Below are 26,792 nucleotides of genomic sequence, written 5' to 3'. Positions count from 1 at the left end.
CTCAAACTACAACATGCCATCGGTCACGAATTTCTGTGACCCATTTTTGGGCGTTCCACACCTCATCAAACGGAACTGCGCCTTTAACTCTGGAAAATTTTCGTTTAACGTAGTACCCTTGACCCGATGGTAATATTTTTAGTCCTCCAGGACTATTCGTAGATTCCGAAAAAGGGATTCTAAAGAACGACAAATCGTTCGAATCGAGAGTCCCGAACAAAAATCCGGATTGTGACGCTTTGACGTCGGTGAACCAATCCACACCGTACGTCGGAAAGTCAGCCGGAACGCCGGAAAGCACAACATGTACTTTGCGGTCCCTGCCCAGTCTTACAATCGAAGACAATTGATCTTTTATCGTAAAATCGTTTAATTGCTTGCTCATTACATCCGCATCATCAATCATAAGCAATATGACTGGATCGTCCCCCTCTTTCGTCCGGCTCTGTACTTTCTCGTATAGTCCGGCTATAAGCGGGCCCAGGTCCTCTTCATTCTCAGCATGACCTCTGACATGAGGCAGATGATTAAGTCGACTGAGACCACTGCTGCCATACCGGGTGTCTACTGTATATATTTCAAGTTCCTCGGGCGAGGCATGATACGCGAGTGAAAGCATCCAACTGAGCAAAAATGAGGTTTTTCCACCTTCCATGGGGCTGGCCACAACAAAGTGTGGTCCTTCCTGCAGATTGACCAAAAACGGAGACAGGTCATCCGTCGACAGCCCTACAGGAACCTGGTACTTGGCCGTACAGGCTATCTGTTCGTAAGGCTGATCCATTTTCAGAAGCTCCGAAAGTCCGACCTTCTCTGGCAACGGATCAATAGATGGGGCAATCTCTCCGTTCCAGGAGCTCTTCAGACGGGCAATCAGAACGCGAAGCTCGGCTGAACGTTCTCCTTCATCTTTACCTGTTGCAGGTAGTGCCGTCTGAAACTCCAAAGGCGGTACCTGCCCTTTGACAAGACCTCTTCCCGATGGAAGCTGGCTTGGTACTCGGGACGGGCGACCTACAGCATAGTAATAATCCGCAGGATCTGCAAGTTCAAACGAAACTGCTTGTGATATATTGCTCCGTACTTTTTCAAACATATCAGAAATCCGGTTAGCAGTAATTACAAAAGTTATGCCTAAACTGCCACCTTCGCGGAGTAGATACTCTAGCATATCATTTTCATCCGGATACGTATTGCGAAAATTAAGATAACCGTCGATGACAATCACCAGTTGAGGGACATGAAGTGACATAGCGCGGCGGTAAGCCGAAATTGTCTTCACACCCGCATCTGCAATCAGGTCCTTCCGCTTCGCTGCTGTTTTGGTCAGGAATCGGAATAAACGTTTAATCCGATCCTCCTCTTCAGCTGTCATAATGCCGCCCACTTGCGGCAATCCAGAGAAGTCCCGCATCATTCGTCCCATATCTATAATATACCCATGCCATTGATCAGGGGAATATTTCCTAGCCAGTGACATTAGAAGGGTCTGAACAAAGGTCGTTTTTCCCAACCCTGGCATGCCGTACACCGCCCAATGGCCCTGCTCCATATTTAACTTGAGTGGCCTTTGACATTGGTTTGGAAGATCATCGACCATTCCTACTTGTGCAGTAAGCGTAATATCTCCGTACGCCGACACGGAATAACCATCGGAAGCAGACAGTACCTCATCTAGGTCCAAGCTTTCAGGTAAAGGCGGAAGCCATGGTCCCTGTAGTCTCTCGATTCCTTCTTCCTGTGCTATATCCGCCAGTCGGTCAATAAAGACCTGTAGCTGCTTCGGAACCTCATCATGGTGAACACCGGACGCGCTGACTGGAGCCAGCATCGGTTCCGTCTTTCCGTTCAGACGCACTTCACGAATAACGATCATACCTTCATTATCTTGTTCTTCTACATATGGAGCTCCGCTCCAGGCAAACTGCATTTCTTCAAAAACTTCATCACTGCCAACCTGGAAATATCCGCGTCCCGGCTTATTGATCCATGCCGCATTCGGAATTTTCAGCATATCCCGGCTATCGCCTTCACTTTGAACCCGCAAGCAGATTCGGAATCGTGAGTTGCTCCATATCTTGTCATCAACTACACCAGCCGGCTTTTGTGTAGCCAGAATAAGATGAACCCCAAGAGTTCTGCCAATGGCGGCGATACTAATCAGTTCATCCATAAACTCCGGCTGATCTTTTTTGAGTTGTGCGAACTCGTCAATAATGATAACCAGATGTGGGAGTGGCTCTCCATGTCTGCTGCGAAGAAGCTTGTAATATTCATCGATATGCTGTAGATTGCCAGCATCGTTCAGTATTTTCTGCCTTCGGACCAGTTCAGCCTTTAAGGAAATCTTAGCACGTTCAATCAGATTGTTGTCCAAGTTTGTAATCGTACCCACAACATGAGGCAAATGCAGGAATGTGTTGGACATCCCTCCACCTTTATAATCGATAAGCATGAATGCAAGATCATGCGGATGGAACTCGGCAGCAAGTGAGGCTACAATAGACTGAATGACTTCACTTTTACCTGAGCCGGTCGTACCGGCTATCAGTCCGTGTGGTCCGTGACCTTGTCGCTCAATTTTATCATGTAAATTCAGGTTTATCTTTTTGTTCCCCGCTCGAACCCCCATAGGTACAGGCAGTGTATCCGGATAACGGTTGTTCTGCCAGCGACGTTTCACATCGAGCTCTGACATTTTCTGAATATCCATCATTTCAAACAACGTCAGTACCGAAGGAATGTCGGAGGCTGATGACCGTTTTAAGCGAATAGGCGCCATGTAACGAGCAAGGATCTCCATTTGTTCACGTCTCATTCCGTCAGTTTTAAACGACTGTTGTGAAGCCATACCGTCCTTCTTGATCGTGTAATTCGCCTGCTCCCGCTCAACCTCTACAATCAGTTGACAATGCATCGGAAGGTTTTCTTTGCGGTCCGATAAGATGATCGTTACAGCATCTACCGCTTCACCGTCTTCAAGCAGCATTGGTAAAAGCGGCTCTTCCTCTATTAATGAACTACTGGATAAAATAACGATATATGCCGGTATTTCGATTGATTTGTTGCCATGTTCAGAACGGTTGTTTCTACGCCGGTACAGCTGCATGAAGATTTCGTCTGCGAGTTGATGTGAACTGCTTCGACGATCAGCCAAATACCTCGATGAGCGATCATCATCCCAAGTGTGCGGGAGCCAGCGAAGCCAATCCCAGTCATGGGCCTCCTTCTCTTCATAAAAAGCAGCCACTTTCACTTCATCCGGAGAATGGCGTACCGCAATTTGCGCCATCATTACACGCAGTGTATTCAATACGTTCTCTCTTCCACCAACCACACCGATGACTTTGGATTGGAACAAAGGCAGTGTGATAGAGGCTTCATCAACCGTTTGAAAATCACCGGCAAGCTCCTGTGCAGCTTCAATCAGCGGATCTTTCTCGTATCCGTCTGCTCTCGGAGCTCGAACTTGTATGTGAAAGGGAACAGTTCCCTTGCCAACTCGGACCTCAAGAAAATCGACATCCTCGGGGGATCTTTCCCACAGACTACTGCTTCTGTTCTTAGCGATTTGAAAGCACACGTCAGGGTCCCCGTGAATCTCGAACATAATTTCTACTTGGTTTTGCTGTGCTTCCTTCAACTCTTCACGGTGAAGGTCCAGCTGTGTGCGATATTTGAGGTTTCGTTCAGCCAGCTTCTTCTGGTATGTTTTCTTGTTGCCCAAATACATAAAGAAAGGCAAAGTATAAGATGTCAGCATCATAAATATGGATAACAGCTGAAACATCATATAAGGACTGCGTCCCATTTTCCCGCTCATATTCATGTAGACGTAAAAGCCAATCGTTACCGCCGTCATTACAATAGGTATAATGAGGGAAATAATTGAGAAAGATGGCTTGTTGGGCTCTGAAGGAGGTCTAAGTATCTCCATCTCTTCTTGTTGCAAAGCCGGTTTAATTCGTGGCGAACGCTGATATAAGACGTTCATCGTTTCCTCCCCTTTATCCAGAGCATCATGTAAAATTCACTATGTATTTTGTTGATTCCCGAAGAAATCAAAGGGTTATTTACCCCATTTTAAGTTTCTTGAAACAACATTCTTCGGCCGTACACCGGAGCTTCTTCTTCTGTAGTTGAAAAAGCGCGCTGAAGTCTGACGTATGCGCCTTCTCGAAGTCCGGCTTCAACGACTCCTGAGTTCCCGTCCACCGTAAACCATAATCCTTCCGGAAATTTTGCTTCTAATATATATTGTATTCCGGGACTCGAAGGTTCTTGAAAAAGACGAAGTCCCAGCAGCTCATTCAGCCGAGATACCGAACATTCATCCGGCACCGATATATCAAACCAATCTCCTTCATTGCGTCCACTGATCACAGTAAGAATCATCTGCATTTTCCTGCCCTTCTAAAATATCATAATTCTAGAGTATTCCCTATGAGAGGGCCGAACACCTATATCATAAGATATAAAAATAGGTTACAGTATTGTAACTGTATCACTCCCAACTCTCTCCTGTCAATTTGTGTCATATTTCCTATTTCCTATTTTTTAATTGTTTTGCATACAACTTAAGGACTAAATTTCAGATGAAACAGGGAAATAGTCTTTACTTTCATTTTTCAAAACGAATTATTTCACAAAAAAAGAGAGTTCACAGAAATGTCACTCTCCTAAAATGCTATCTTGATTAATTCTTTCATTTTAAGGTTATTTTAAGATTGGCCGTTTATAATTGCAAATATCATGAAATAAAACTTTTCGTGAGGTGATTTGATGAAAACACTCATTATGTTTCAAAACAAACCGGTACCCGTATATTTTACAACAGATAACAAACAACCGGTACAGAAGGTGTTGAAGCTTTTAATCAGCGCGCTGGACAATAAAATCCACAACGGTAAAAAGGCGCTGCAAAAATGTCTCAATTCCCTCATAAGTATAGAAATCGAGGGCTCTGAGGCAATTCTTCACAGCAAAAGTGAAAACGACTCTCTTGCGCTATCTCTCTTTTAAAAGGGGGATAGCCCTTTTTGTGTACAGCTCTTGGCAGCTGTATAGTTTCTTGGAAATATTCCGCATCAGTACCTTGCATTATTCAGTACCTAATGTTATTCTCTGTATAACAGCTAATGAATAATAATCAGTACCGGTTCATGTTCAATTCTTATCGTGATTGGAGGAAACATTTTTGGATGTCAGTATTCAATTTAAAAAAGGAGTCCTTGAGCTATGTGTGCTTGTGCTCATCAACCGCAAGGACCAATATGGCTATGAACTGGCACAGTCCGTATCCCGTCACATCGAAGTTGCTGAAGGCGCACTTTACCCACTTTTGCGTAGACTTGTTAATGAAGGATACTGTACCACCTATCTTCAGGAATCATCAGAAGGGCCGCCCCGTAAATATTACAGACTGACGGAATATGGGGAGATTTACATGGACGCCATGATTAAAGAATGGCGAGCATTTGTCAGTAACGTAACCAATTTAATAGAGGAAGGACACTAGCATGAATAAAAAACAATTTATATCCATCTTAGAAACGAGACTTTCCCCTCTACATCCGGACGACCGGCATGAGCTTCTCAGTGATGTAGAGTCCCACTTTCAATTTGGCATGCAAAACGGCCGCTCTGAAGAGGAAATTGCCCGCGAACTCGGAGACCCTTTCGAAATGGCGCGTGAGGCGCTTGGAGATCGTTTTACGGATATGCCTATTCAAAAACAAAGCTCACCTTCGGGAGTTGGGCAGCTATTTATTGGGATTGGCCTTTTTTTCTGCGCTTTAGTAGCCGTGCCTTTCCAGATCGGACTGTGGGCAGGCGGGATTGGCATAGCCGCTGGTGCAGTTGCCGCCATACTTAGTCCGGTACTGGTGCTGATAGAATATCTATATAATGGAACCTATTTTCCAGCGAAAATGTTTCTGTCAGTATCCTTTATCGGTGTCGGAATATTGCTCGCCTACCTAGTACGTTGGATTTTCCTGGGGCTATTTGCTATGCTCAAGGGCTATTTACGATGGAATACACGAATGTTGAAAGGAAGAACCGTACAATGAAACATAAATTTCTGTTAGGAACAGCTCTTGTTCTTATATTAATAGGCGTAGTCGGCATGGCCTATCATAAATTCAAATTTGAGGATGAATATCCAGAGCATAAGCAAACCTGGGCCCTTAATCCGGATGAAATCAAGAAGCTGCACATTACAAGCAATTATGATGTGGATATCTCGTTCAGTTCAAGCACGGGTGGAGAAGGGTATGTGGAGTTTCAAGGTAATGTGCATCCGAAGGTCATAGATCGATTGAAGGAGTTGACTGCGGTTGGACCCGAGTTCTCCATAGACTTGACTCCCCCTTCTACCACTCAGTTTCTCAGCGTTAATCTGAAATCACCCAAGGGGAAAATCAATGTAGCACTTCCGAAAGAGACGGAGCTGGAGGATCTCGCGATCTCGACGATGTCAGCTGATATTAAACTTGAAGGAGCTACTTCTAATAACATCGATATTTCCTCCTTATCTGGCAGTATCTATTTAACAAACCTTAAAGCAAATGAATTGAAGCTTGATACCCACTCTGGAGATATTAATGGAGACGATATCAGATCATCCGTTCAAGCATCAAGCCTCTCTGGGGGGATTGATCTTAAACAGATAGAAGGTGCCGCAAATTTAGAGACCTACTCAGGTGATGTAGAGATCAGTCAGCGTGGTGTTTCATCCATTACAGCATCAACTCTCTCGGGAGATATCGAAATCACACCAGATCCGGATTTTAACGGGTTTTATGAGACGAAGACTCTTTCCGGTTCGGTCAATATTCCGGAGTCCCCTAAGGAAAGCAAGCATACCATTAAAGCAGATACCCATTCCGGGGATATCGATATTATGCTTCCTTAAGGAAACACCATAATCATAAAAAACACCTTCCCATTCGGTCGATAAACCGCCAGGAAGGTGTTTTGTTGATTAGTTCATACAATGATCAACCGTACAGTTTACTTCACTTCTTCCCAGTTACTCCACATTTCGCGCGGGTTCAGCACATAGATCCCATCGTCTCGGTACATGAAATGATGCATGATAAATTCGCGACGGATCGTTGCAAAATCTTCATGGTACTGTTTGATGAACTCATTTATTTCTTTCTCACTATATTCTTTACCGAATTCCAACTTCTCGACCAAATGCTCTAGTACAATCAGTTTCTTCTTGTACTGTGCCGGTATTTGACGCAAACTCCCGTCTTTCGCAAAAAAGTTTCTTAGAACGGTTGCCTTTACTGTGGATTCTTTATCTTCCATCGGAATATCCCCTCTCTCCTTCCCGAATATAAACGTCAAGGACGCTTGATGAACCTGCTCAATAAATTCCGGATTCAGGGAAAAATAAATGGTGTTCTTGTCCCTTCGTTCACGGATTAAAGCAGCCTCCCGCAGCTTAGTAGCATGGTGTGTAACCGTAGGCTGTGACAAGCTCAATTTCTCAGCCAAGGCTTGGCCGTTTATTTCTCCTCTATTTAGCAGCATTAAAATTTTCATTCGGTTAGGATCGCCTAGCAGTTTATGGACATTAACAATCTTTTCGAGCTGCATTGAACATCCGCCTCCTTTCCAAGACATCTGATCATGATTAAAAATATCGAAATTCGATGTTTATCTAATTAGATAATAATAAAATTAGATTATCCTGTCAACTTCCTTCGATAACGATGAAATATCATCTGAACTCAACCGTTCAAGGTGGATTTATCTCCATAATTGCGGTAGGATTATTAGTGCTGATTGTTCATGTACGTTTATTTCTAAGGAGGTTCATCATGCAAGATGTTCTAATCATCGGCGCCGGCCCTTGTGGTTTGTCCGCAGCTATCGAATGCGGTAAGCGCGGCCTGTCCTCTGAACTTATTGATAAACACAATGTAGTTCACTCTATTTATCTATATCCGACTCACATGCAATTTTTCAGTACTGCTGAAATGCTTGAGATCGGAAATATCCCATTTGCCATAACCAATGACAAACCCTATCGGGATGAAGCACTCGCATATTACCGCAGAGTCGCCCAGCACTACAACCTTAACCTCTCGCCATACGAAGAAGCTACTTCCATCGAGAAGCTTCCTGACGGATCCTTTCGGGTACATACCCGCAAAAGCAGCGGCGTGGAAAGCTACCGTGAAGCCAAAAATGTCGTCATTTCCACCGGATATTTCGATCATCCGAATTATATCGGCATTCCTGGTGAAGACTTGGAAAAAGTGACTCACTATTTCCGGGAAGCTCACCCCTATGCCGGCATGAAAACAGCGATTATCGGCGGAAGTAATTCAGCCGTAGATGCGGCTATGGAACTGATTCGCGTTGGGGCGGATGTATCGGTCATTTACCGGGGCAAGGAAGTGTCCGAGAATATCAAGCCATGGGTGCGCCCTCAGTTCGAGAGCCTGGTCACTAAAGGAAAGATTAAGGTTTACGTGGAGTCCAGTGTAACTGAGATTCGCGAAACGTCCATTACCATTACCTCTAATGACGGTAATGAGCAATCGATTGATAATGATTTTGTGCTCGCTCTGACTGGCTTCCGACCGGACCGCAAACTACTTGCTTCTTCCGGTGTGGAACTGGACGAAGACATGGAAAAACCGCATTACAATCCGGAGACGATGGAAACGACCGTTCCCGGTCTTTATGTTGCCGGTGTTATTGCATCCGGACGGAATGCAAATGAAGTTTTCATTGAAACCGGACGTTTGCATGGACGTTTAATCGCCGAGCACCTCATGACCAAGTCCTAAACTGCAAATATTATTCGTTTACCAAAGGAGTTGACGTACACCATGGATGTCACCTCACTCATTCTGTTGGCTATGGCCGCACTTGGAATCATCAGCAGCAACTCTCCCATAACCATTGCGATGCTTGTACTGCTGTTTCTTCGGGTTACCGGCTTCCAACAAGCTTTTCCGTGGCTGGAGAAATACGGCCTTACGATCGGTATTATCATTTTAACGATTGGGGTCATGTCTCCCTTAGCCAGCGGAAAAATGAGCCCACAGGTCATTGGTGAGTCCTTTCTCAACTGGAAATCCCTCCTCGCAATCGGCATAGGTATGCTGGTTGCTTATTTAGGCGGGCGCGGAGCTACGCTAATGGGAACTAATCCAACGATCGTTGCCGGCCTATTGATCGGAACGGTCCTTGGTGTCGCTCTGTTCCGCGGTGTTCCGGTAGGACCACTCATTGCGGCCGGTATTTTATCGCTGTTAATTGGCAAGTCATAGCAATCACCTAAAAACAAGAGGCTGTCCCACTTGTGCAGTTCATTGTGCAGTAAGCCTAATGGGATAGCCTCTTGTTTATGTTGTGTATATTTATGGTATGATAACGAACATATTGGAAGTATATCTCTATTTTACCGCCCCACTATATTTGGAAGATTCTTAGGAGGATTAAGCTTGTGCAACAACCCCCTCAAAACAAACACGCTAACCAACCGATTTTTCACTCGCAAAGTCTAATGCTGCTCATTAAACAGCTGAGACCGAAACAATGGACGAAAAATTTACTTATTTTTGCAGCACCACTATTTTCTTTCGAAACGGTAAGTGCATCTTCTCTGATCGATATCATTATCGGATTTTTCCTTCTCTGTTTCGTATCAGGCTGCGTTTATATCGTGAATGACTACATGGATCGAGAGGCTGACCGCAATCATCCGGTGAAACAGCATCGTCCCATGGCTTCAGGAAGACTAAACCCTGCACTGGCCTTGATGTTTGGAGCTTTGCTGCTAACGTCTTCTCTGGTGGTCTCTTATGTGATTAACCCTTTGTTTACCGTGCTTCTTGGATTGTATTTCATAATGAACGTGGGTTATTCTTTACGCTTAAAGCATGTTGTCATTATCGATATAATGATCATTGCTGCAGGATTTGTGCTGCGTGCTATTGCCGGCGGATTAGTCATTCATGTTCCGTTTACACCTTGGTTTTTGTTGTGTACCATGCTTCTTTCTCTCTTTCTCGCGATTGGAAAACGGCGGCATGAACTCGTACTACTTCAAAATGAGAAGGGCTCCCATCGAAAAGTGCTTGATCATTACTCCCTGGAGCTGCTTGATCAATTTAGCGGAATTGTTACAACGGCCACCATCATCAGTTATTCTCTGTTCACCTTTACATCCGGCAGAACGATTCATCTGATGTGGACCATACCGCTTGTTATTTATGGGATGTTCCGGTATCTATATCTTATTCATATTGAAAAGAAGGGCGGCGCACCAGACCGCATCCTCTTTGAAGATATGCACATACTGGTTACCGTGCTCATTTATGTGGGAAGTGTAATCGGGATTTTAGCTTATTTTGAATAATTAAATGATATGAGGTATGTACTAATGACTCAAAAGGTTGCCTTATTTGATGTCGACAAGACTATTATCCAGAAGGATTCGATGTTTCAATTTTTACTGTTTGGCCTGAAAAAAAAGCCTTCTTCGTTTTATCTCATAATTCTGGTCGTGATCTATTCTGTTTTCTATAAGCTCAAATGGATGAAAGCGGAACAGGCAAAAAGCTCTTATTTCCGTTTTATAAAATACATGAATGAACAAGATCTGGAACATTTCTTTAATACGATGATCAAGCCTTATATCTATCCGGAAGCTTTAATGGAAATGAACAACAAAAAAGTGAGCGGCTATCATGTCCTTCTAGTCACAGCTTCCCCCTACGCTTACATGAAGTTTTTTAACCTGTTTGACGAGGTAGATGGGGTGATCGGTACGAATTTGGTCAAACGTGGTGAACAGTTTACCCATATGATTGAAGGAAACAACTGCAAGGGTCAGGAAAAGGTTACTCGCATTAAAAGCTATCTCAAGGAAAAGGGAATCATGATCGACTACGATCAATCCTGCGCATACTCCGATTCCGTCTCAGATATGCCCATGCTGCAATTAGTGAATCAAAAGTACATGATTAATCGTCATAAACATACAGCGGGGTGTGAGGGACTAACATGGAACTTATAAACAAGAAAGGCCATCGCCGCCATACCGGTAAATGGTTGATGGTGGTGTCCGCATTTCTGACCGCAACGGGTCAACTGTTTTGGAAATGGGGCCACAGTGACCTCATTTATATGGCTATCGGATTTGTTTGTTATGGTCTTGGCGCTATTTTTATGATTAAATCATTAGCTCTGGAAAAGCTCTCAGTCGCTTACCCGCTGATGTGTATTAGCTATATTGTTGCTCTGTTTTACGGAGACCTGTTTCTTGGAGAGCCTATTACGATAAAAAAGACGGCGGCTGTTGTCCTTCTCGGGATCGGGGTGACTTTAACCTCTTATGAAAAATGAACCGCTATTGTACGCTCTTTTGCTCGCGATGACCTTATTCGGCTCCCTTGGCAGTGTATTCTTTAAAGGCTACACCTCAAAAAAACAGCTCCTACTGCTGTTCTTCGGGTTTGCGTCTTACGGAATCGGCGCACTATTGAACATATATCTGCTGAAAGAGCTCCCTTATACGATCGTTATGCCAGCTAATGCCTTAACCTTTCTGTGGGCATTGTTGTTCGCTAAAATCATTTTTAAAGAATCGATCGGAATCATCAAGATTGCGGGTGTTGTCTTTATTATCTCAGGTTTACTGCTCTTGATATGGTAAATATTAAATCGGTTAGAGATTGGTGGTTAACATGACTTTTAACAATTATTTTTTTAGGGACAGGAAAGATAATTATACAGCCCTATTTTTATGGATCATCTTTTGTTTGTTTTATATCTTTTTAAATATGCCTTATGTGCAGTACATTAAAGATAACGCGGAGATGTTAGGTACTTACAGTCCGTTTTACGGCGCACCATTTCCGCTGAATCTGTTTAATTTTGATCCATCTATGGAATACGGAAAACAGGCGGCCACGATCATTCATCCGCTTATCAATTTACTTACAGCACCACTGACATACTTATCAAACCACTCCATAGGCAACATGTTATACCTGCTACTGCAATCTGGGATCAATGCACTTACAACGACAATTGTTTATTTTATGCTGCGTAGAAACGGTTCAGATATGTCGGTTTCGCTGCTGTTCTCGGCCTTTTTCGGAGTAAGCTCGTATAGTATCTTTACGTCCTTAATTCCAGACTCCTATTCTTACGCTCAATTTGTAATTGTACTCTCAGCTGCATACTTACAAAAGTGCCGGGAAGAACAGTCTTTCTCAATCATTCCGAATGCCTCTTTTACACTTCTTAATTTCGGGATCACCTCAACGAATGTAGTCACCTTTGCCGGTGCTCTTTTCTTTAGCCTCTTTGACTTCAGAAGCATAAAAGAAACGTTCCGGCGGTTTATGACCATTATGATCAGTGCCCTGCTGATGATCATCGGTTTTACAGCGCTACAATATGTGCTGTTTTCCGGTAAGACATGGTTATCGAATGTTTTTGGCGGACTATCAAATGGCGCTCTAGGTTATGTAACACCATTCTCGTTCGCACACCACGCTAAAGCATTCTATATGCTCGTTGTGAGTCCTGTTCTGACACCAGACGTTGCCTTGATTGACCCAGGAATCGTTGCTTTTGCAACCGATCTTAGCAAGCCTTATCCCTTCTATGTACATATTGTAGGAATTGGCCTGTTCTTGCTTGCAGTGCTTGGATTTATAAAAGGAATTAAGACTCGGGAAACATGGGCTATTGCTACGTATATCTTGTTCGCGTTTGTTCTTCATATCGTTGTTGGATTTGGCCTTACTACATTTCAATATGACTTGTATCTATACGCTGGGCACTATTTGTTTGCTTTCTTTATTCTTGCTGCTGGCTTTGTTTCTAGCATTCGAAATGTGACTGTCAAAAGAATCATGCTCGGCGTGGTCGCCCTCTTCCTGCTCACTACACTGGCCAACAACATCGTAAAGCAGAATGCAACGCTGGACATTATCCAGTCCTCGTATACGGATGTAATTACGCAGCGGGATAAGTAATCGTTTGATGTTTCGTCCTTTCCGCCGCGTTAATCTAACTGGGTTCAGTCGGTGTTGTATATACTGCAACTTTATTCCGTCATATTGCGGCCAGTGACAAAGTGTTGTATACAATACAATAATCCGGATAGGAAATCACTTATATGCCTCTTTCCAAGAGGGATTGTTGTAGAAAATACAGCAATCTGAGCAGGTTCAGACATTCTGCTTCTCCAATGTTGTATAACATGCAACATTACAACACAAAATCAAACGTGCCGGCCAAGAATCATTGGCCGGCACGTTTTTAATTATATTAAACTCTATGAACACTCATGATTTCTATTAAAACTACTAATTAGACAATCCCATCACATTCATTCTAGGACTCCAAATGCTGCACATTATACAGCCTCGCGTAGCTTCCGTTCATTTCCATCAACTCGTTGTGAGTCCCCTTCTCTGTAACCTGCCCGTTCTCCAGCACGACAATCATATCGGCATGAGTAATCGTAGACAAACGGTGAGCAACGATCAATGTCGTCCGGTCCGTCGACAGCGATTGAAGCGCCTGCTGGATCAGATGCTCGGACTCCAAATCCAGAGCTGAAGTAGCTTCATCCAGGACAAGTATATCTGGGTCCTTCAGAAAGACGCGTGCAATCGCGAGTCGCTGTTTCTGTCCACCGGACAACTTCACTCCCCGCTCCCCGACCTCGGTGTCGTATCCCTGCGGCAAGTTGGTTATAAACTCATGCGCATTAGCTGATTTTGCAGCTGCAACGATTTCTTCTTCACTCGCATCAGGATTACCTAACAGAATGTTCTCACGGACGGAACCACTGAACAAAAAGTTGTCCTGCAGCACCATTCCGATGGAGCCGCGCAGGCTATCTAGGGTGATCTCCCGAACATCGTCTCCGTTAATTTTCACACTGCCCTGCTGGACATCGTAAAACCTTGGTATAAGACCGATCAAAGAGGATTTCCCTCCCCCACTCATCCCGACAAAAGCGACTGTCTGACCCTGTTCTATCGTTAGATTAATATCCTTCAGCACCCAACCCGCATCGTCATTATATTGAAACCAGACGCGGTCAAATTCAATCCGGCCAGCGGATGAAAGCTTTTTAGCATGAGGTGCATCCACGATATCATACGGCTCGTCCAGCAGTTCCTTAACACGCTCCAATGAAGCCGTTGCCTGTGTTAACACTGTAGAAGAATTAATAAGTCTGCGTAAAGGTGCATAAAGCCTGTCCAAATATCCGAAAAACGCAACGAACGTACCCAAAGTCAAATCCCCTTGAATGACCCGATAACCCCCATAACCGATAACGAGTATTGGCGCAATGTCCGTCAAGGTATTAATAATGGAGAACGTTAATGCGTTCCATCGTGTCTGGGCCATCGCTTTCTTCAAGAAGTTGCCGTTTATATTTTCGAATTTTTCCTGATCATAACGTTCAAGCGTAAAACTTCGGATGACCGAAATGCCTTGAATTCGCTCATGCAGATAAGCCTGGATTCCCGCAAGCGCCTGCGATCGGTCTTTTGTCAGCTTTTTAAGGCGTTTGTACAGCAGGTTAACCGCAATGGCATACAATGGCAGAACCGAGATCGCAACGAGTGTCAAAACCGGGCTCATCAAGAACATCACAACAAGGACAAATATCAAGGTGAACATATCGAGCCAGATGTTCATCATTCCAACTTCAACGAGGTTCTTCGACTGCTCCACATCGTTAATAAATCGGGATATCGCTTCTCCTACTTTCGTATTCTGATAGTATCTCAGGGACAAACGCTGAAGATGAGCGTATAGACGATTCCGCATATCAAATAAAATACGGCTCGTAATAAAGGAGGAAAAATACTGCCGGAAATATTCTACCGGGCCACGGACAACGATAAATAACACCAAGGTACCACCGAGCACAAGCATGAGCTGGTCCAGCTTCTGCTGCACGTCCATCTGAGAGTTGATGAGAAGATCATCAACCACATATTTCATAATCATTGGGAGAAGCAGCGGAATTGAAAACTTGATCATCCCGATGATGAGTGTCAATATGATCCATTTAAGATAAGGCTTAACGAATGGATAGTAAATTTTCCATGATTTCAAAGGCAATAACGACCCCTTTCTTGTGCATCTTTCTAGCTGCGGCATGTAATAATCACAAGCCAAAGGCTTCACCTTTCATCACCCGAATAAGACCTGCTGTTGACTTTTGCCCGCTTCAATGCTTTATTATCTTTAAACTTACTTTAAAAATGCAGTGCCCAGCAGGAGGATAAACATGAGTACACTATTTGTTACAGAAGCCGTTATGCTCGCAATTTATGGACAACTTCTGGTGCCAACAAAGCCCGTAGAATACATCATTCCTTATAAAACAGTCCTGGAATTATACGAGTTGAAAAGCAGCGACGAGCCGCTCATGCATACCGGTCCGGATGACCAGCATGTCCGTACGAAGATTAATGAGCTCATCCAATATTTCGAAGAGCCGCTCAACAAGAAAAAGATTGACCGAGCCCTTCAGCTACCGTGGGCAAAAAGCCCCTCTATTCCAGTTGGTGAAATGACCATCGTAACCATTCTTAACGCTCTGGACACGGCTCCTTATGGGGAAATGTTTGATCCTGTAGAGACCGAGCTAATCATAGCAGCAAAGCGAATTGAAGCCCCTATACTTACAGATCAGTATGAGTTGATTCAACGTATTATAGATGCATCTATCCCAGTTCAGGTTTATGACATTGATGACTTTGACTTCGCTCTAGAAGAATCAACATAAGATAGTACCCCTTGCTCTTTGAAAAAGCAAGGGGTATTTTACACGAAAAAAATTCCCCTTTCGGGGAATCGCAACGCCAGAAGGTACTACCATCAAACAGAACTTCAGCGTATCTGTTTTTTGATTTTTTCTATTAGATGCACAGAAAGGGTATCCATGATCGGCAGTTTCTCCAAATCATAGTACTTTAGAGATGTTTCACTCTCAGAAGGGAGTTCAATCGCGCTGCGTAGCCCAATTGCAGCGTAAACACCGATGACATAATACACTTCATCTCCGCCTGCATTTTTTTTGAAATACTGTGGACCTGATAACAGGTCGACTAATCGCATATCATCCGCAATAAGGCCGCTCTCTTCCCATAGCTCTCTGGATGCGGCGTCCTCCATAGATTCGCCGGGCTTCATACTGCCAATCGGAAGGCCCCATTCATCCTTCCCCTGACGTTTCAGAAGCAAAATCTCTCCATCACCATTCCGAACGATAACAGCCACTTTGACTCCGACCGTCGTCCTCTTGCCGATGTACTGACGAACATCACGGTGATATACGCTCATCCCGGGAACCTCCTTTCCCCTAGGGTAGCGCGCCACGAGCTCATACACTCGTCAGTTTACTGCGCCTTCTTCTCTATACACATAAGAAATATCATCCAAGGATTCTTCATATTCCACATGAAGATCATATCCCTGTAAATACCACATATCGTGTTCTTCCATGTAAAACGTTACATCCTCAGCCTGCTCCGTAATTCCTGGATCATTCGGCTCTTCTACGGAAATGCCGAGAGAAAAACCGGGATGCAATCCGCCGCCGGAGCTGTAGCGTGGATAGAAGCGAATGAACGTGCCGGCGTTCAGTTCCAGTTCTCTCTTGTACCAACGCGCCGCGTCATTGCTGACCTCTATAATCATGCTAACACACTCTCCTTTGAGTTAGTTGCCTGTTCCCAGGTCTTTTATTTTGTATTGTATATGTATCATAACGCATATCCGAACGGGGTTACAAATCTTTTATGAATGATAAATGAATAAATCAGGCTGCACGGCTTTTTCCGGATATTTCAAAAAATAGGTTTGACATTTTCGGGTTTGCGATGATAAAATTCAGTCCATACGAGGTCTTCTTCAATTAATTGTAAATTCTAACGAAAGGGTGGTTAAAGTGTTCAATCAATTTATTGTTTTTGTTCATCGTCCTATGGACCATAACTCACAACTGAATACTGACGACACCCTGCCGGTAAACCCTCAATTCTGAAGTGTAATCATGGATTGATGTTGAACTGTAAGTATCTCTAACGCACGGTTGCCGTTACTATAACCGCGCGCATGATAAGTTAATGATTGAAGCATATCGTCCGTTTTCGGGATGATATGCTTTTTTGTGTTTAACAGGAGAACTTCATTTAAAATCCGGCATACGAAAGGAAGGGATTATTTTGTTCGCTGTACTAAAAAATTTAGGATGGTTTTTCAAGCTTGAGAAGAAAAGATACCTGATTGGTTTGTTCTTTCTCATCTTTTGCGGCCTGCTTGAACTGCTACCGCCGCTTCTGCTTGGCAACGCCATCGATGATATCGTAACTAGCACGATATCATGGGCATCTCTCTCCAAGTATTTACTGATGATTATGGGAACCGTTGCAGTCATCTATCTCGGTACATACATATGGATGCACCGTATTTTTGGCGGTGCCAACCTTGTGGAACGACTGCTTCGCACACGTTATATGAACCATCTTCTCGGAATGCTTCCACCATTCTTCGAAAAGAACCGTACCGGAGACCTGATGGCAAAAGCAACAAACGACCTTCGTTCCGTTGCTGCAACCGCTGGTTTCGGCATGCTGGTTATGACCGATTCAACGGTCTACCTCATTGTCATTCTTTTCGCTATGGGATTCATCGTCAGCTGGAAGCTGACGCTAGCTGCCATTCTTCCACTTCCTATTATCGCAGTAGGCATGGTTATCTACGGTAAGGCGATCCACAAGCGTTACACTGCCGCTCAGGATGCTTTTGGCGTTATGAACGATCAGGTGTTGGAATCCGTAGCCGGCATCCGTGTTATTCGTGCCTATGTGCAGGAACGCGAAGATCAGCAGCGTTTTCAGGAAATAACAGATGATGTTTACCGCAAAAACCTAGCTGTCGCCAAGGTAGATGCCCTATTCGAGCCCACCATTAACTTCTCCATTGGCTTAAGTTACGTGATTGGCCTTGCTTATGGCGTATATATGGTATTCCAGAATCAAATCACCTTAGGAGATCTCGTATCCTTCAACATGTACCTCGGGATGATGATCTGGCCCATGTTCGCCATCGGAGAACTCATTAATATCATGCAGCGTGGTAACGCTTCGTTGGATCGTGTGAACGACACTTTATCCGTGCCACCTGATGTTGTAGAGCCTGCAGAACCAGTTGATATCGTCTCGCCGGATTCGATCGAACTTAGAGAAGTAACGTTCCGGTATCCGACCTCAACAGTCGATAATCTGAGTGATGTTTCACTTACGCTCCAGAAAGGCCAGACACTCGGAGTTGTCGGACGTACCGGCAGTGGCAAATCAACACTTTTGAAACAGCTATTGCACGAATATCCTACCGGATCGGGAGAAGTTCTCATCTCCGGCGCACCTATTGAAATGCTGTCCAAGGACCGTCTACACAGCTGGATTGGTTATGTTCCCCAAGAGCAAATCCTTTTTTCGAAAACGGTAAGACAAAACATTCAGTTCGGTAAAAAAGATGCCTCAGACGCCGTGATTATGGATGCCATTTCAACAGCAGCTTTTGACCGAGATCTAAATACTCTCTCTGACGGTCTTGACACTCTTGTCGGTGAAAAAGGCGTTGCTCTTTCCGGCGGTCAGAAGCAGCGCGTCTCACTAGCGCGAGCTTTCATTTCCGACCCGGATATATTAATTCTGGACGATGCTCTCTCCGCGGTTGATGCCCGGACAGAGGCAAGAATTATCGAGAATATTCGCTGCAAACGCGCAGGAAAAACGACATTAATATCTACCCACCGCTTATCCGCTGTCCAGCATGCCGATTGGATCGTTGTGCTTGATGATGGACGTATTACTGAGCAGGGTACTCACGAACAGCTGCTGGCAATGAATGGTTGGTACCGTGAGCAATTTGAACGCCAGCAAGTCGAAAACAATCTGACCTCTGAGGAGGTGTCTTAATTGACTCCGACCGATCAAACGATATCGAATGAATCTGGAATTGCCAAAAGGCTTTTCCGGTATGCATTAACTGCTAAAGGAACTTTTATTGCCGCATTGATCATGCTTGCCATTGGTGTGGCGGCTGAACTCGCTGGTCCTTTCATCGCCAAGAACATGATCGACAATCATGTCTTAGGCATTGAGAAACCCTATTACGAAACAACGAGCGCCGAACAGGCTACCTCCTATAACGGCAAGTACTATAAACGAGGGGATCGCTTCAAAGAGGGTGAGTCTCAGGGCCAGGAAGTTCGTATTCTTCAAACCGGAAAAAGCTTTTATTTCATTAATGAACAAGTTGTACGCGCGGAAGGTGAACGTACATTTCGTGACGGGACAATGACGATAACTTATGGGAGTGAAAGCGCTCAGTACCCAGCTGGCAAGCTGTCCACCTCCGAATTGTTCGCATTTTATGAGCCGGAGTTGCCTGGCATTTACAAGCTGGTAGGACTATTTCTGATCGCCATGCTTGTATCCATGATTACGGTGTTTGCCAAAACCTATTGGCTGCAGTCTTCCGCCAACCGTGTTATTCAAAAGCTGCGTACCGATGTGTACGCCCACATTCAGCGACTGCCCGTACATTTCTTTGATAACCTTCCAGCTGGAAAGGTTGTTTCACGGGTAACCAACGATACGGAAGCAGTCAAAGATCTTTTTGTTGCCGTTCTCTCGAACTTCGCGTCCGGCATCATTTATATCACTGGGGTTTACACTGCCCTGTTCCTCCTGGACGTGAAGCTCGGACTGATCAGCTTATTCGTCATTCCAATGCTTATCATATGGACAGTGCTCTATCGTAAATTTGCAACAAAATACAATGTCATTATCCGATCTCGCTTAAGTGAGATCAACGCCATTATCAACGAATCCATTCAAGGAATGCCGATTATTCGTGTTTTTCGCCGTCAAAAAGCAACCCAGGAAGAGTTTGAAGCTTTAAACGAAGATTATATGGCTCATCAGAACAAGATGTTGAATCTGAACTCGCTTACGACTCACAACCTGGTAAACGTGCTTCGCAACATTTCGCTTGTTGTTATCCTGTGGTATTTCGGAGCCGCTTCATTGGATGGCACAGGCATCGTCTCCATCGGAGTGCTGTACGCCTTCGTGGATCTCATGGGCCGGATGTTCCAGCCGATCACCGGTATGGTCAATCAGCTCGCCGCATTGGATTCATCTATTGTATCCGCGAAACGGGTGTTTGAACTGATGGATGAAACGGGCGAACGAGTTACCGACGGCTCTATGCCCCGCTATTTGGGCAATGTGGAGTTCAAGAATGTGTCTTTCGCCTATAAAAAAGACTATGTTCTGAAGGATATTTCTTTCGAAGCGAAACAGGGACAGACGGTTGCTCTCGTAGGACATACGGGATCAGGCAAAAGCTCCATCATCAACCTGCTGTTCCGTTTCTACGATCCCCAGAAAGGGACCATTACCATTGACGGTCAGCCTGTTACTGACATTCCGAAGCAGTGGCTTCGTCAACATATGGGGATCGTTCTACAAGACCCGTATTTGTTCACCGGTACGATCGCTTCCAACGTAAGTCTCGGAGATGCAGAAATCACCCGTGAGCAGGTCAACAAGGCGCTGAATGATGTTGGAGCGGATAGACTGCTTGCACACCTTCCGCAGGGCTTTGATGAACCTGTCATCGAAAAAGGCAGTACGCTTTCCGCTGGGCAGCGGCAGCTGATCTCCTTCGCACGTGCCTTAGCATTTAATCCGGCAATTCTTATCCTGGATGAAGCGACAGCCAATATCGATACAGAAACAGAAGCACTGATTCAAGATGCGCTTGAGGTTCTTAAGAAAGGACGCACCACATTCATCATCGCTCACCGCCTGTCTACCATCCGTAGCGCGGATCAGATTCTCGTCCTCCACCGGGGAGAAATTGTTGAGAAAGGTTCGCATGAAAATCTCATGGAGCTTCGCGGTCGTTACTATAAAATGTACCAGCTTCAGCAAGGATCTGTGCAGCAGCCCAAAGACGACAAAGAAGCAGTCGCTGCAGGTACAGCTGTAAACCTCGCAACTGGTAATGCTTAATACGTATTGAAAAAGGAAGAGGGGTGTCCCAAAGGTCCATTGACCTGGGACACCCCTCTGTCTGTTGTAAGGCTCTACGTGTACGAATCAAAGATTCCTCATTGACACTCCTTTAACCTTGACGTCGTATTGTGACGACACATAAACTTCTACCGATGATTTAGAAATAACCTGTGGGTACATTTTGCCCGGATCAGGCTGAACTACCCTATAGTAGACAATCGCCTGCTTGTCACTTATAAAATCAATCGATGTAACAGCAATTCCGTAACCTGGATTAGGAAGATTGTCTTTTGTAATGACAACTTTATTCACCTTATCGTTGACTTTGACAATTTGAGTCGAAATATCGTCCCCATCCTGCTCTACCTTACCAACGTTATCCTGCTTATGATCTTTAATAAACTGCATTGCCGTATAAGTTAGCTTGGCTGCCTCCATACGGGTTAATTTCTGTTGTGGGTGGAACTTGCCTCCCTTATCCAGCTCAGCAATTTTGGTCAGGAGCAAAAATTGCACAGCACCGCGGTTCTCTTCTTTCATCTCGTTTTCGTCCGCAATATTGATATACATCATAATAACAGGATAGTTCCCCGTCTTCTGAACTGCAGTAGCAAGCAGATTTGCAAAATCCTCACGGGTCATCGACTCGTTCCACTTCATCTCAGCCGAAACTGGCAGACCGTGCTGGGCGGCAATATTAACGGCATCCGCATACCATGCGCCGTCCGGAACGCTGCTGAATGACTTTCCGCTGAAATTCGGTAGCTCTTTAAGTCCTGTGGCCTTTACGACCATTTGAACAGCCTGTGCAGATGTAATCGTTTTGTGGGGAGCAAACTTATCAGCGGTTATGCCCTGAATGATCCCTTTATTCTGTAAAGATTTCGCAATAGTTTGGTTTCCACTATCCTCGATATCCGAGAACGCCGAAACCGAGGCAGACCCTGCGCCAAGAAGCGAAGATGAGATGAGCAAAGCTGATATTATTTTTATAGTTTTTGTCATAACTTACACCTCCTATAATCTCTGACGCAAGGTTCATGGAAATTGTTTCATAAAAATACAATTAAAACAGAGGGCCTTCTTTATCCGCTTCTAATCCTAATTTGACATACATTTCTCTGGAGTAACCCTGCAGCTTCTGTTCCAGAGCCTGAGCTTGATCCTTAAAGGCCGTTAGTTCCCGGATCATCCGCGACCGTCCGGCAGGACTGAATGTTTCGTGAATCCGTTCCTTAAAATAGTCATGAACGATATGATTACGCTGTTTCCATACTTCTTTCAGCTGTAGCGTTTCTTCTTCAGAAAAAGGGAAGTAATGCTGTATTTCCTGAACCAGCTGACCTAGGGAGCTGCTCAGTTTACGTTGATATAATTGTGCAATGTCCTCTTCCGAAGGTACCTTACCCTTCGACAGCTTGATAAGCATCAGCAAGTTCGCAAGCTGCTGCTCCAAGGCCTGTGAGTAGTATACCGCCAATCCGAAATAGGCAAACAGCTCTTTGGAGTGGTCACTGTCCAGCAGTCGTGTCTGTTTCATCATTTCCTCCTGTTAAATAGGCTGCCTTTTCGTGTTCACCTTTCCTACTCTTTATCGTAAAGGAAGATTCATCCTTCATCAACCTGCTTTTCTAATTAACTCCGCAGCATCCTTCGTGAGAGCGACCTTAAGATAAATTATGAGCAGTACAGCTGTATATCCGAATGAAAAAAGAAGCATGTATACGCTGCGGGCTATCCCGCGCTGATCCGAATGCATCATCATATCAATCAGCGGTGATACCGGTGGAAGTAAATATACGAGAATACTGATGCTAGACGGTAGCGAATCAGCAAGCGATAGTCCTGCGATAGACAGTACAATTAGAATTAACATTAGCCCTGCTGCTCTTCCCTGATTCTCGATCCACCCGGACTGAAAAAACAGTGCAACTGCCGCTCCAAGACCTGAAAGTGAAATATGAGCCATGAGAGCAATCACGAAACGTGACCAGCCTACTGGCTCGTCAAACATGCCTGTCAGCATCGGATAGACAACCGTTGCAGTGCTAATGATACTGCATATCAGAACAAGCACAGCATACTGCGTAGCATAAAACACTTTCGCACTTCCGGTATGTAAAATAAGCAGAACATTCTGCCGGCCTTGATCGTGATTGAGAAAATTTGTGCCCAGCCAAGCGCAGCCGATAAACAGCAAAGAAGACGTCACTGCATAACTGTCCATCACCGGGTTTGGCTTGTAGGAATACAAAATCAATACGGATATAATCATGAACGCGATCGGTGGAAAATAACGATTTGATCGAGTATAACTCGCCAGCAAATATCGAAGCAGCGGCCTGCTGATCATCCCTCCACCGCCTCTCTTAAAGCGGGGGGTGCATACTCCAGCCGTTTAGCCTGTTCCTCAGGCAGTGGCTGCAGCGATATCACGGAACCGCCTGCCTTAAGCACATATAGTAAAAAATCATCCGAACTCTCTTTTTTAACCACGGCTTCAGACGGAGATCCTCTTGATATCCAGTACAAGAAACCGCTCATCATCTCCAGATTCCGCATCGCTTCAGGCGAAATGCCATAGAAAGCCAGGCTTGTACCTGCTGCCACTTCACCATTTTCATAAAATGCATCACGGATGATTAACCCTTGCTTCATAACAACAACTCTATCAGCCAATGCTGCGGTCAGCAGCGGTTCGTGTACAGACATCACTATAGCGGTCCCTTGATTTTTGATTTCACCCAGAACCGTGATCATATCATGCTGTGAAGGCTCGTCCAAACCGGACAGCGGCTCATCTAACATTAACAAGTCAGGTGCACCCAACATGGCCTGCATGAGGTTCACCTTTTGCAGCATTCCTTTAGAGAATTGATTCATCCTTCGCTTGGCATGTTGTTGCATTTGGAACAAAGACAGGACACCTTCTATATTGCGAAGTGCTTCCTGTCTGCTCATTCCTTGAATCCTTGCCGCATGAACCAAATATTCTTCAGGGGAAAAGCGCAGACCCGGGAAACGCTCAGGCACGTATCCAATTCGCAGGCTGCTCACACTTACGATTCTCTTTCCGCGGGAAGGAACCGCAAGACCTGCAATCAGGTGCAGAAGAGTACTCTTCCCCGCTCCATTGCTACCGGTAACCGCAACACATTCTCCGCGGCTTATGCGCCAGGAAACATCCCGTATCGCTTCATGCCTACCAAACAATTTACTGACCTTGTCTAATACAATTAATTCCTCCATAGATCCTATTACTCCTAAATCGTCTTTTTAGCTTATTGTACCTTTTTGTTCCAGACAGATACAATACCCATCATTGCCCCGAACTCCATTCGAGCCAGTTGTTTACTTCCATGAGTTCGATAAATTTGACTAGGCGGGGCAAAAGAGGCTCTGCGTCATCCCCGAATTCGGCTCGAATTGCAGCAGCAATATCGGATACGGAGTGATTTCCATCGCACATCGTAGTCACCGCTGCCCCCAAATTATCAAGCTTCACCTGAATAACCGCCGGCTGCTTCAGAAATCGAACGGCTTGGCGTTCGAGCCAGGACTGACGTGGAACAAAAACAATCATATTCCCGTTGCGTTCATCCATAGTCAAACCATCTTTAAGTAAAGGTACCATACTGAGCAGGTTCTGAACTTCTTTGTGTCTTTTGTTTCGATTTCGACCCAATAGGCTCACTCCTGACTATGGGATACAGGTGATTTCTTACTGGCTAAAGTACTCCAAGTTAAGATTATTGTAACAAGCAGGAATATAAGGAACGGTAGCCAGTTGTTTTCGATCAATATGCTGCCTGGAATATTCACATTCATCCAGATTAGCACAGCAATAATGACACCAATCAGCGACTCTCCAGCAATAAGACCGGAAGCCAGCAATGTCCCTGTTTCTACTCTTGCCTTCAGCATTTCTCCGTCTTTACGTGAAATCTTCTCAATGAACCACCGGACAACACCGCCAGTCATAATTGGTGTGCTCACATGGATGGGCAGATAGATGCCGACAGCAACCGTCAGTGAGTTCAGACCAAGGAGTTCAAAGACTACTGCTGATGCCGCCCCAATAAATATCAGTTCCCAGGGAAGATTACCTGCCATGATTCCTTCGACAATAATCCGCATCAGCACGGCTTTTGGTGCCGGGAGGTCCTCCGATCCCAATCCATAACTTTCATTCAGCACCGACAAAATAAAGCCAATAACAAGACCTGAAACGAGTACGCCGATCATCATAGCAACCTGCTGCTTCCATGGTGTACCTCCAACCAAATAACCGGTCTTGAGATCCTGTGAAATATCACCAGAGACTGCAAGTGCAACACATACAATAGCCCCTACAGTCAAAGAAGCAATCATGCCACTCATACCTGTCAAACCAGTCACTTTGAACACAAAGGTTACGACAAGTAGTGTTGCAATCGTCATGCCCGATACCGGAGAAGACGAACTGCCTACAAGTCCGACGATGCGTGAAGCTACCGTCACAAACAGAAACCCAAAGATGGCAATAGCTAAAGCGCCCACAATCCCTACATCGGTTAATGGAGCAAATGCGATGATGACAATCAGCACAGCGATCATAGAGAATACCCATATGCCCGGAATGTCATGATTGGTACGATCCAGCGTCACTTTGCCGCTGTCTTTATTTTGTAAACCTCGCAGCGTCGCCGCAAGTGAGCTGAACAGCATAGGAAGCGTCTTTATAAGCGTTATCAATCCGCCTGCTGCTACTGCCCCTGCACCGATATAACGAATATAATCACTCCAAATCCCCCATGCATCCAATTCGCCAATCGGACTCGCTGACGGGATTACGACCGCATTGCTGCCAGCGCCGATAAATCCGATGACCGGGATGAGGACCAACCACGCTAGAACACCCCCAGCGAGCATCTGTCCGGCAATCCGTGGTCCGATAATATACCCGACACCTAGCAAAGCCGGAAATATATCCATGCCTACTACCACATTTTTAAATCGGAAAATGGTACTTTCGATTTCGGTTCGAAACCATTTGAATCCATCACCCATCGCTTTTACCGCGCCGCCGATCAAGAAGCCGTACACAACCATTTTTGCACTTTTTCCTCCGGTATCCCCGGACATCAACACTTCAGCACAAGCCGTTCCCTCCGGGTAAGGAAGGGTAGCATGCTCATTTACGATGAGCAGTCTGCGCAAAGGAACCATCATGGCCACGCCAAGGAACCCACCAACAAGAACAATAAAGCTGATGGTCGCCATGGAAGGGATATGCCCCCACATATACAAGGCTGGTAACGTGAAAATAGCACCGGCAGCAACTGCTTCACCAGCAGTAGTCATGGTCTGTACGATATTGTTCTCAAGAATCGACTTGCGACGGAAAATCCCTCTTAATACACCAAGAGAGATGACAGCAGCCGGAATGGACGCGCTAACGGTCAAGCCGATTTTTAATCCCAGATAGGCATTCGCTGCTGCAAACACGATGGCTAGAACGATACCTAACACGATCGCAAAAGCAGTCAGTTCGGCCATTGATTTTGAAGCGGGTACGTATGGAACAAATGTTGAAGGGGTGCCATTTCCTTTTGAATCTTGCATCCCGTTCCTCTCCTCTCTTCGTTGAAAAAAATGTGTATGGAACTGGTTAGAAAAGCATCCTTATATTGTCCCTTT

The 26,792-nt window shown here is 45.0% G+C and carries 26 protein-coding genes; 14 read left to right on the top strand and 12 right to left on the bottom strand.

What is annotated here, in order from left to right; all coding sequences use genetic code 11:
* Position 1: 1 nt before the first annotated feature.
* Complete coding sequence (gene essC / locus AC2TF5_RS10250; protein WP_491302055.1) at positions 2-3,994, bottom strand: type VII secretion protein EssC; 3,993 nt, start codon at positions 3,992-3,994, stop codon at positions 2-4.
* 89 nt (positions 3,995-4,083) lie between these two features.
* Positions 4,084-4,395, bottom strand: a complete 312-nt coding sequence (locus AC2TF5_RS10245; protein ID WP_491302857.1) for a hypothetical protein — start codon at positions 4,393-4,395, stop codon at positions 4,084-4,086.
* A 387-nt stretch (positions 4,396-4,782) separates the two neighbouring features.
* Between AC2TF5_RS10245 and AC2TF5_RS10240 the strand changes: the two genes are divergently transcribed.
* The 4 genes from AC2TF5_RS10240 to AC2TF5_RS10225 all read left to right on the top strand — a co-directional run bounded on the left by AC2TF5_RS10240 (position 4,783) and on the right by AC2TF5_RS10225 (position 6,916).
* The gene (locus tag AC2TF5_RS10240) at positions 4,783-5,022 is read left to right on the top strand and encodes a hypothetical protein (RefSeq protein WP_208919026.1); all 240 of its coding nucleotides are present in this window, start codon (positions 4,783-4,785) and stop codon (positions 5,020-5,022) included.
* A 175-nt stretch (positions 5,023-5,197) separates the two neighbouring features.
* Positions 5,198-5,518 (top strand): PadR family transcriptional regulator, encoded by a 321-nt coding sequence (locus AC2TF5_RS10235; protein WP_491302054.1) that lies wholly within the window; start codon positions 5,198-5,200, stop codon positions 5,516-5,518.
* A 1-nt stretch (position 5,519) separates the two neighbouring features.
* Entirely contained in the window at positions 5,520-6,071 is a 552-nt protein-coding gene (locus AC2TF5_RS10230) for an HAAS signaling domain-containing protein (protein WP_491302053.1), read from the top strand.
* The gene (locus AC2TF5_RS10225; RefSeq protein ID WP_491302052.1) at positions 6,068-6,916 is read left to right on the top strand and encodes a DUF4097 family beta strand repeat-containing protein; all 849 of its coding nucleotides are present in this window, start codon (positions 6,068-6,070) and stop codon (positions 6,914-6,916) included. Before AC2TF5_RS10230 ends, AC2TF5_RS10225 begins: the two co-directional genes overlap by 4 nt.
* A 98-nt stretch (positions 6,917-7,014) precedes the next feature.
* On the opposite strand, the gene AC2TF5_RS10220 is transcribed toward AC2TF5_RS10225, so the two are convergent.
* A complete protein-coding gene (locus AC2TF5_RS10220; protein ID WP_491302051.1) occupies positions 7,015-7,611 on the bottom strand; it encodes a DUF2087 domain-containing protein in 597 nt (198 codons plus the stop codon).
* 224 nt (positions 7,612-7,835) lie between these two features.
* On the opposite strand from AC2TF5_RS10220, the gene AC2TF5_RS10215 reads away from it, so the two are divergent.
* The 7 genes from AC2TF5_RS10215 to AC2TF5_RS10185 all read left to right on the top strand — a co-directional run bounded on the left by AC2TF5_RS10215 (position 7,836) and on the right by AC2TF5_RS10185 (position 13,022).
* Positions 7,836-8,813, top strand: a complete 978-nt coding sequence (locus AC2TF5_RS10215; protein WP_491302050.1) for a YpdA family putative bacillithiol disulfide reductase — start codon at positions 7,836-7,838, stop codon at positions 8,811-8,813.
* A 42-nt stretch (positions 8,814-8,855) separates the two neighbouring features.
* Complete coding sequence (locus AC2TF5_RS10210; protein WP_491302049.1) at positions 8,856-9,299, top strand: DUF441 domain-containing protein; 444 nt, start codon at positions 8,856-8,858, stop codon at positions 9,297-9,299.
* 236 nt (positions 9,300-9,535) lie between these two features.
* A complete protein-coding gene (locus tag AC2TF5_RS10205; protein ID WP_491302856.1) occupies positions 9,536-10,390 on the top strand; it encodes a decaprenyl-phosphate phosphoribosyltransferase in 855 nt (284 codons plus the stop codon).
* Positions 10,391-10,414: 24 nt separating this feature from the next.
* Positions 10,415-11,050 (top strand): HAD family hydrolase, encoded by a 636-nt coding sequence (locus AC2TF5_RS10200; RefSeq protein ID WP_491302048.1) that lies wholly within the window; start codon positions 10,415-10,417, stop codon positions 11,048-11,050.
* Entirely contained in the window at positions 11,038-11,379 is a 342-nt protein-coding gene (locus tag AC2TF5_RS10195; RefSeq protein ID WP_491302047.1) for an EamA family transporter, read from the top strand. Before AC2TF5_RS10200 ends, AC2TF5_RS10195 begins: the two co-directional genes overlap by 13 nt.
* A complete protein-coding gene (locus tag AC2TF5_RS10190) occupies positions 11,369-11,689 on the top strand; it encodes an EamA family transporter (RefSeq protein ID WP_491302046.1) in 321 nt (106 codons plus the stop codon). Before AC2TF5_RS10195 ends, AC2TF5_RS10190 begins: the two co-directional genes overlap by 11 nt.
* 31 nt (positions 11,690-11,720) lie before the next feature.
* Entirely contained in the window at positions 11,721-13,022 is a 1,302-nt protein-coding gene (locus AC2TF5_RS10185; protein WP_491302045.1) for a DUF6080 domain-containing protein, read from the top strand.
* A 361-nt stretch (positions 13,023-13,383) separates the two neighbouring features.
* On the opposite strand, the gene AC2TF5_RS10180 is transcribed toward AC2TF5_RS10185, so the two are convergent.
* Complete coding sequence (locus tag AC2TF5_RS10180; RefSeq protein WP_491302044.1) at positions 13,384-15,129, bottom strand: ABC transporter ATP-binding protein; 1,746 nt, start codon at positions 15,127-15,129, stop codon at positions 13,384-13,386.
* A gap of 175 nt (positions 15,130-15,304) precedes the next feature.
* On the opposite strand from AC2TF5_RS10180, the gene AC2TF5_RS10175 reads away from it, so the two are divergent.
* Positions 15,305-15,805 carry an ADP-heptose synthase gene (locus AC2TF5_RS10175; RefSeq protein ID WP_491302043.1) on the top strand — a complete coding sequence of 167 codons (501 nt, stop codon included), beginning with the start codon at positions 15,305-15,307 and terminating at the stop codon, positions 15,803-15,805.
* Positions 15,806-15,909: 104 nt separating this feature from the next.
* Here AC2TF5_RS10175 and AC2TF5_RS10170 read toward each other — a convergent pair whose 3' ends face one another.
* Together AC2TF5_RS10170 and AC2TF5_RS10165 are read right to left on the bottom strand one after the other, a co-directional pair.
* Complete coding sequence (locus AC2TF5_RS10170) at positions 15,910-16,362, bottom strand: NUDIX domain-containing protein (RefSeq protein ID WP_491302042.1); 453 nt, start codon at positions 16,360-16,362, stop codon at positions 15,910-15,912.
* Positions 16,363-16,413: 51 nt separating this feature from the next.
* Complete coding sequence (locus AC2TF5_RS10165) at positions 16,414-16,719, bottom strand: HesB/YadR/YfhF family protein (RefSeq protein WP_491302041.1); 306 nt, start codon at positions 16,717-16,719, stop codon at positions 16,414-16,416.
* A 527-nt stretch (positions 16,720-17,246) separates the two neighbouring features.
* On the opposite strand from AC2TF5_RS10165, the gene AC2TF5_RS10160 reads away from it, so the two are divergent.
* Positions 17,247-19,004: an ABC transporter ATP-binding protein gene (locus AC2TF5_RS10160; protein ID WP_491302855.1), complete on the top strand. Its 1,758-nt coding sequence runs from the start codon at positions 17,247-17,249 to the stop codon at positions 19,002-19,004.
* Complete coding sequence (locus AC2TF5_RS10155; RefSeq protein WP_491302040.1) at positions 19,005-21,110, top strand: ABC transporter ATP-binding protein; 2,106 nt, start codon at positions 19,005-19,007, stop codon at positions 21,108-21,110.
* 87 nt (positions 21,111-21,197) lie between these two features.
* Here AC2TF5_RS10155 and AC2TF5_RS10150 read toward each other — a convergent pair whose 3' ends face one another.
* The 6 genes from AC2TF5_RS10150 to AC2TF5_RS10125 all read right to left on the bottom strand — a co-directional run bounded on the left by AC2TF5_RS10150 (position 21,198) and on the right by AC2TF5_RS10125 (position 26,717).
* Entirely contained in the window at positions 21,198-22,118 is a 921-nt protein-coding gene (locus tag AC2TF5_RS10150) for an S-layer homology domain-containing protein (protein WP_491302039.1), read from the bottom strand.
* A 61-nt stretch (positions 22,119-22,179) separates the two neighbouring features.
* Positions 22,180-22,656, bottom strand: a complete 477-nt coding sequence (locus tag AC2TF5_RS10145; RefSeq protein WP_244563024.1) for a hypothetical protein — start codon at positions 22,654-22,656, stop codon at positions 22,180-22,182.
* A gap of 75 nt (positions 22,657-22,731) precedes the next feature.
* Positions 22,732-23,466: a hypothetical protein gene (locus tag AC2TF5_RS10140; RefSeq protein WP_491302038.1), complete on the bottom strand. Its 735-nt coding sequence runs from the start codon at positions 23,464-23,466 to the stop codon at positions 22,732-22,734.
* Positions 23,463-24,362 carry an ABC transporter ATP-binding protein gene (locus AC2TF5_RS10135; RefSeq protein WP_491302037.1) on the bottom strand — a complete coding sequence of 300 codons (900 nt, stop codon included), beginning with the start codon at positions 24,360-24,362 and terminating at the stop codon, positions 23,463-23,465. Before AC2TF5_RS10135 ends, AC2TF5_RS10140 begins: the two co-directional genes overlap by 4 nt.
* 70 nt (positions 24,363-24,432) lie before the next feature.
* Entirely contained in the window at positions 24,433-24,798 is a 366-nt protein-coding gene (locus AC2TF5_RS10130; RefSeq protein ID WP_491302036.1) for a PqqD family protein, read from the bottom strand.
* 5 nt (positions 24,799-24,803) lie between these two features.
* Positions 24,804-26,717 carry an OPT family oligopeptide transporter gene (locus AC2TF5_RS10125; protein ID WP_491302035.1) on the bottom strand — a complete coding sequence of 638 codons (1,914 nt, stop codon included), beginning with the start codon at positions 26,715-26,717 and terminating at the stop codon, positions 24,804-24,806.
* Positions 26,718-26,792 lie beyond the last annotated feature (75 nt).

It is taken from the genome of Paenibacillus sp. JNUCC 34, from assembly GCF_058269055.1.
This window is presented reverse-complemented; position numbering and strand designations above follow the sequence as displayed.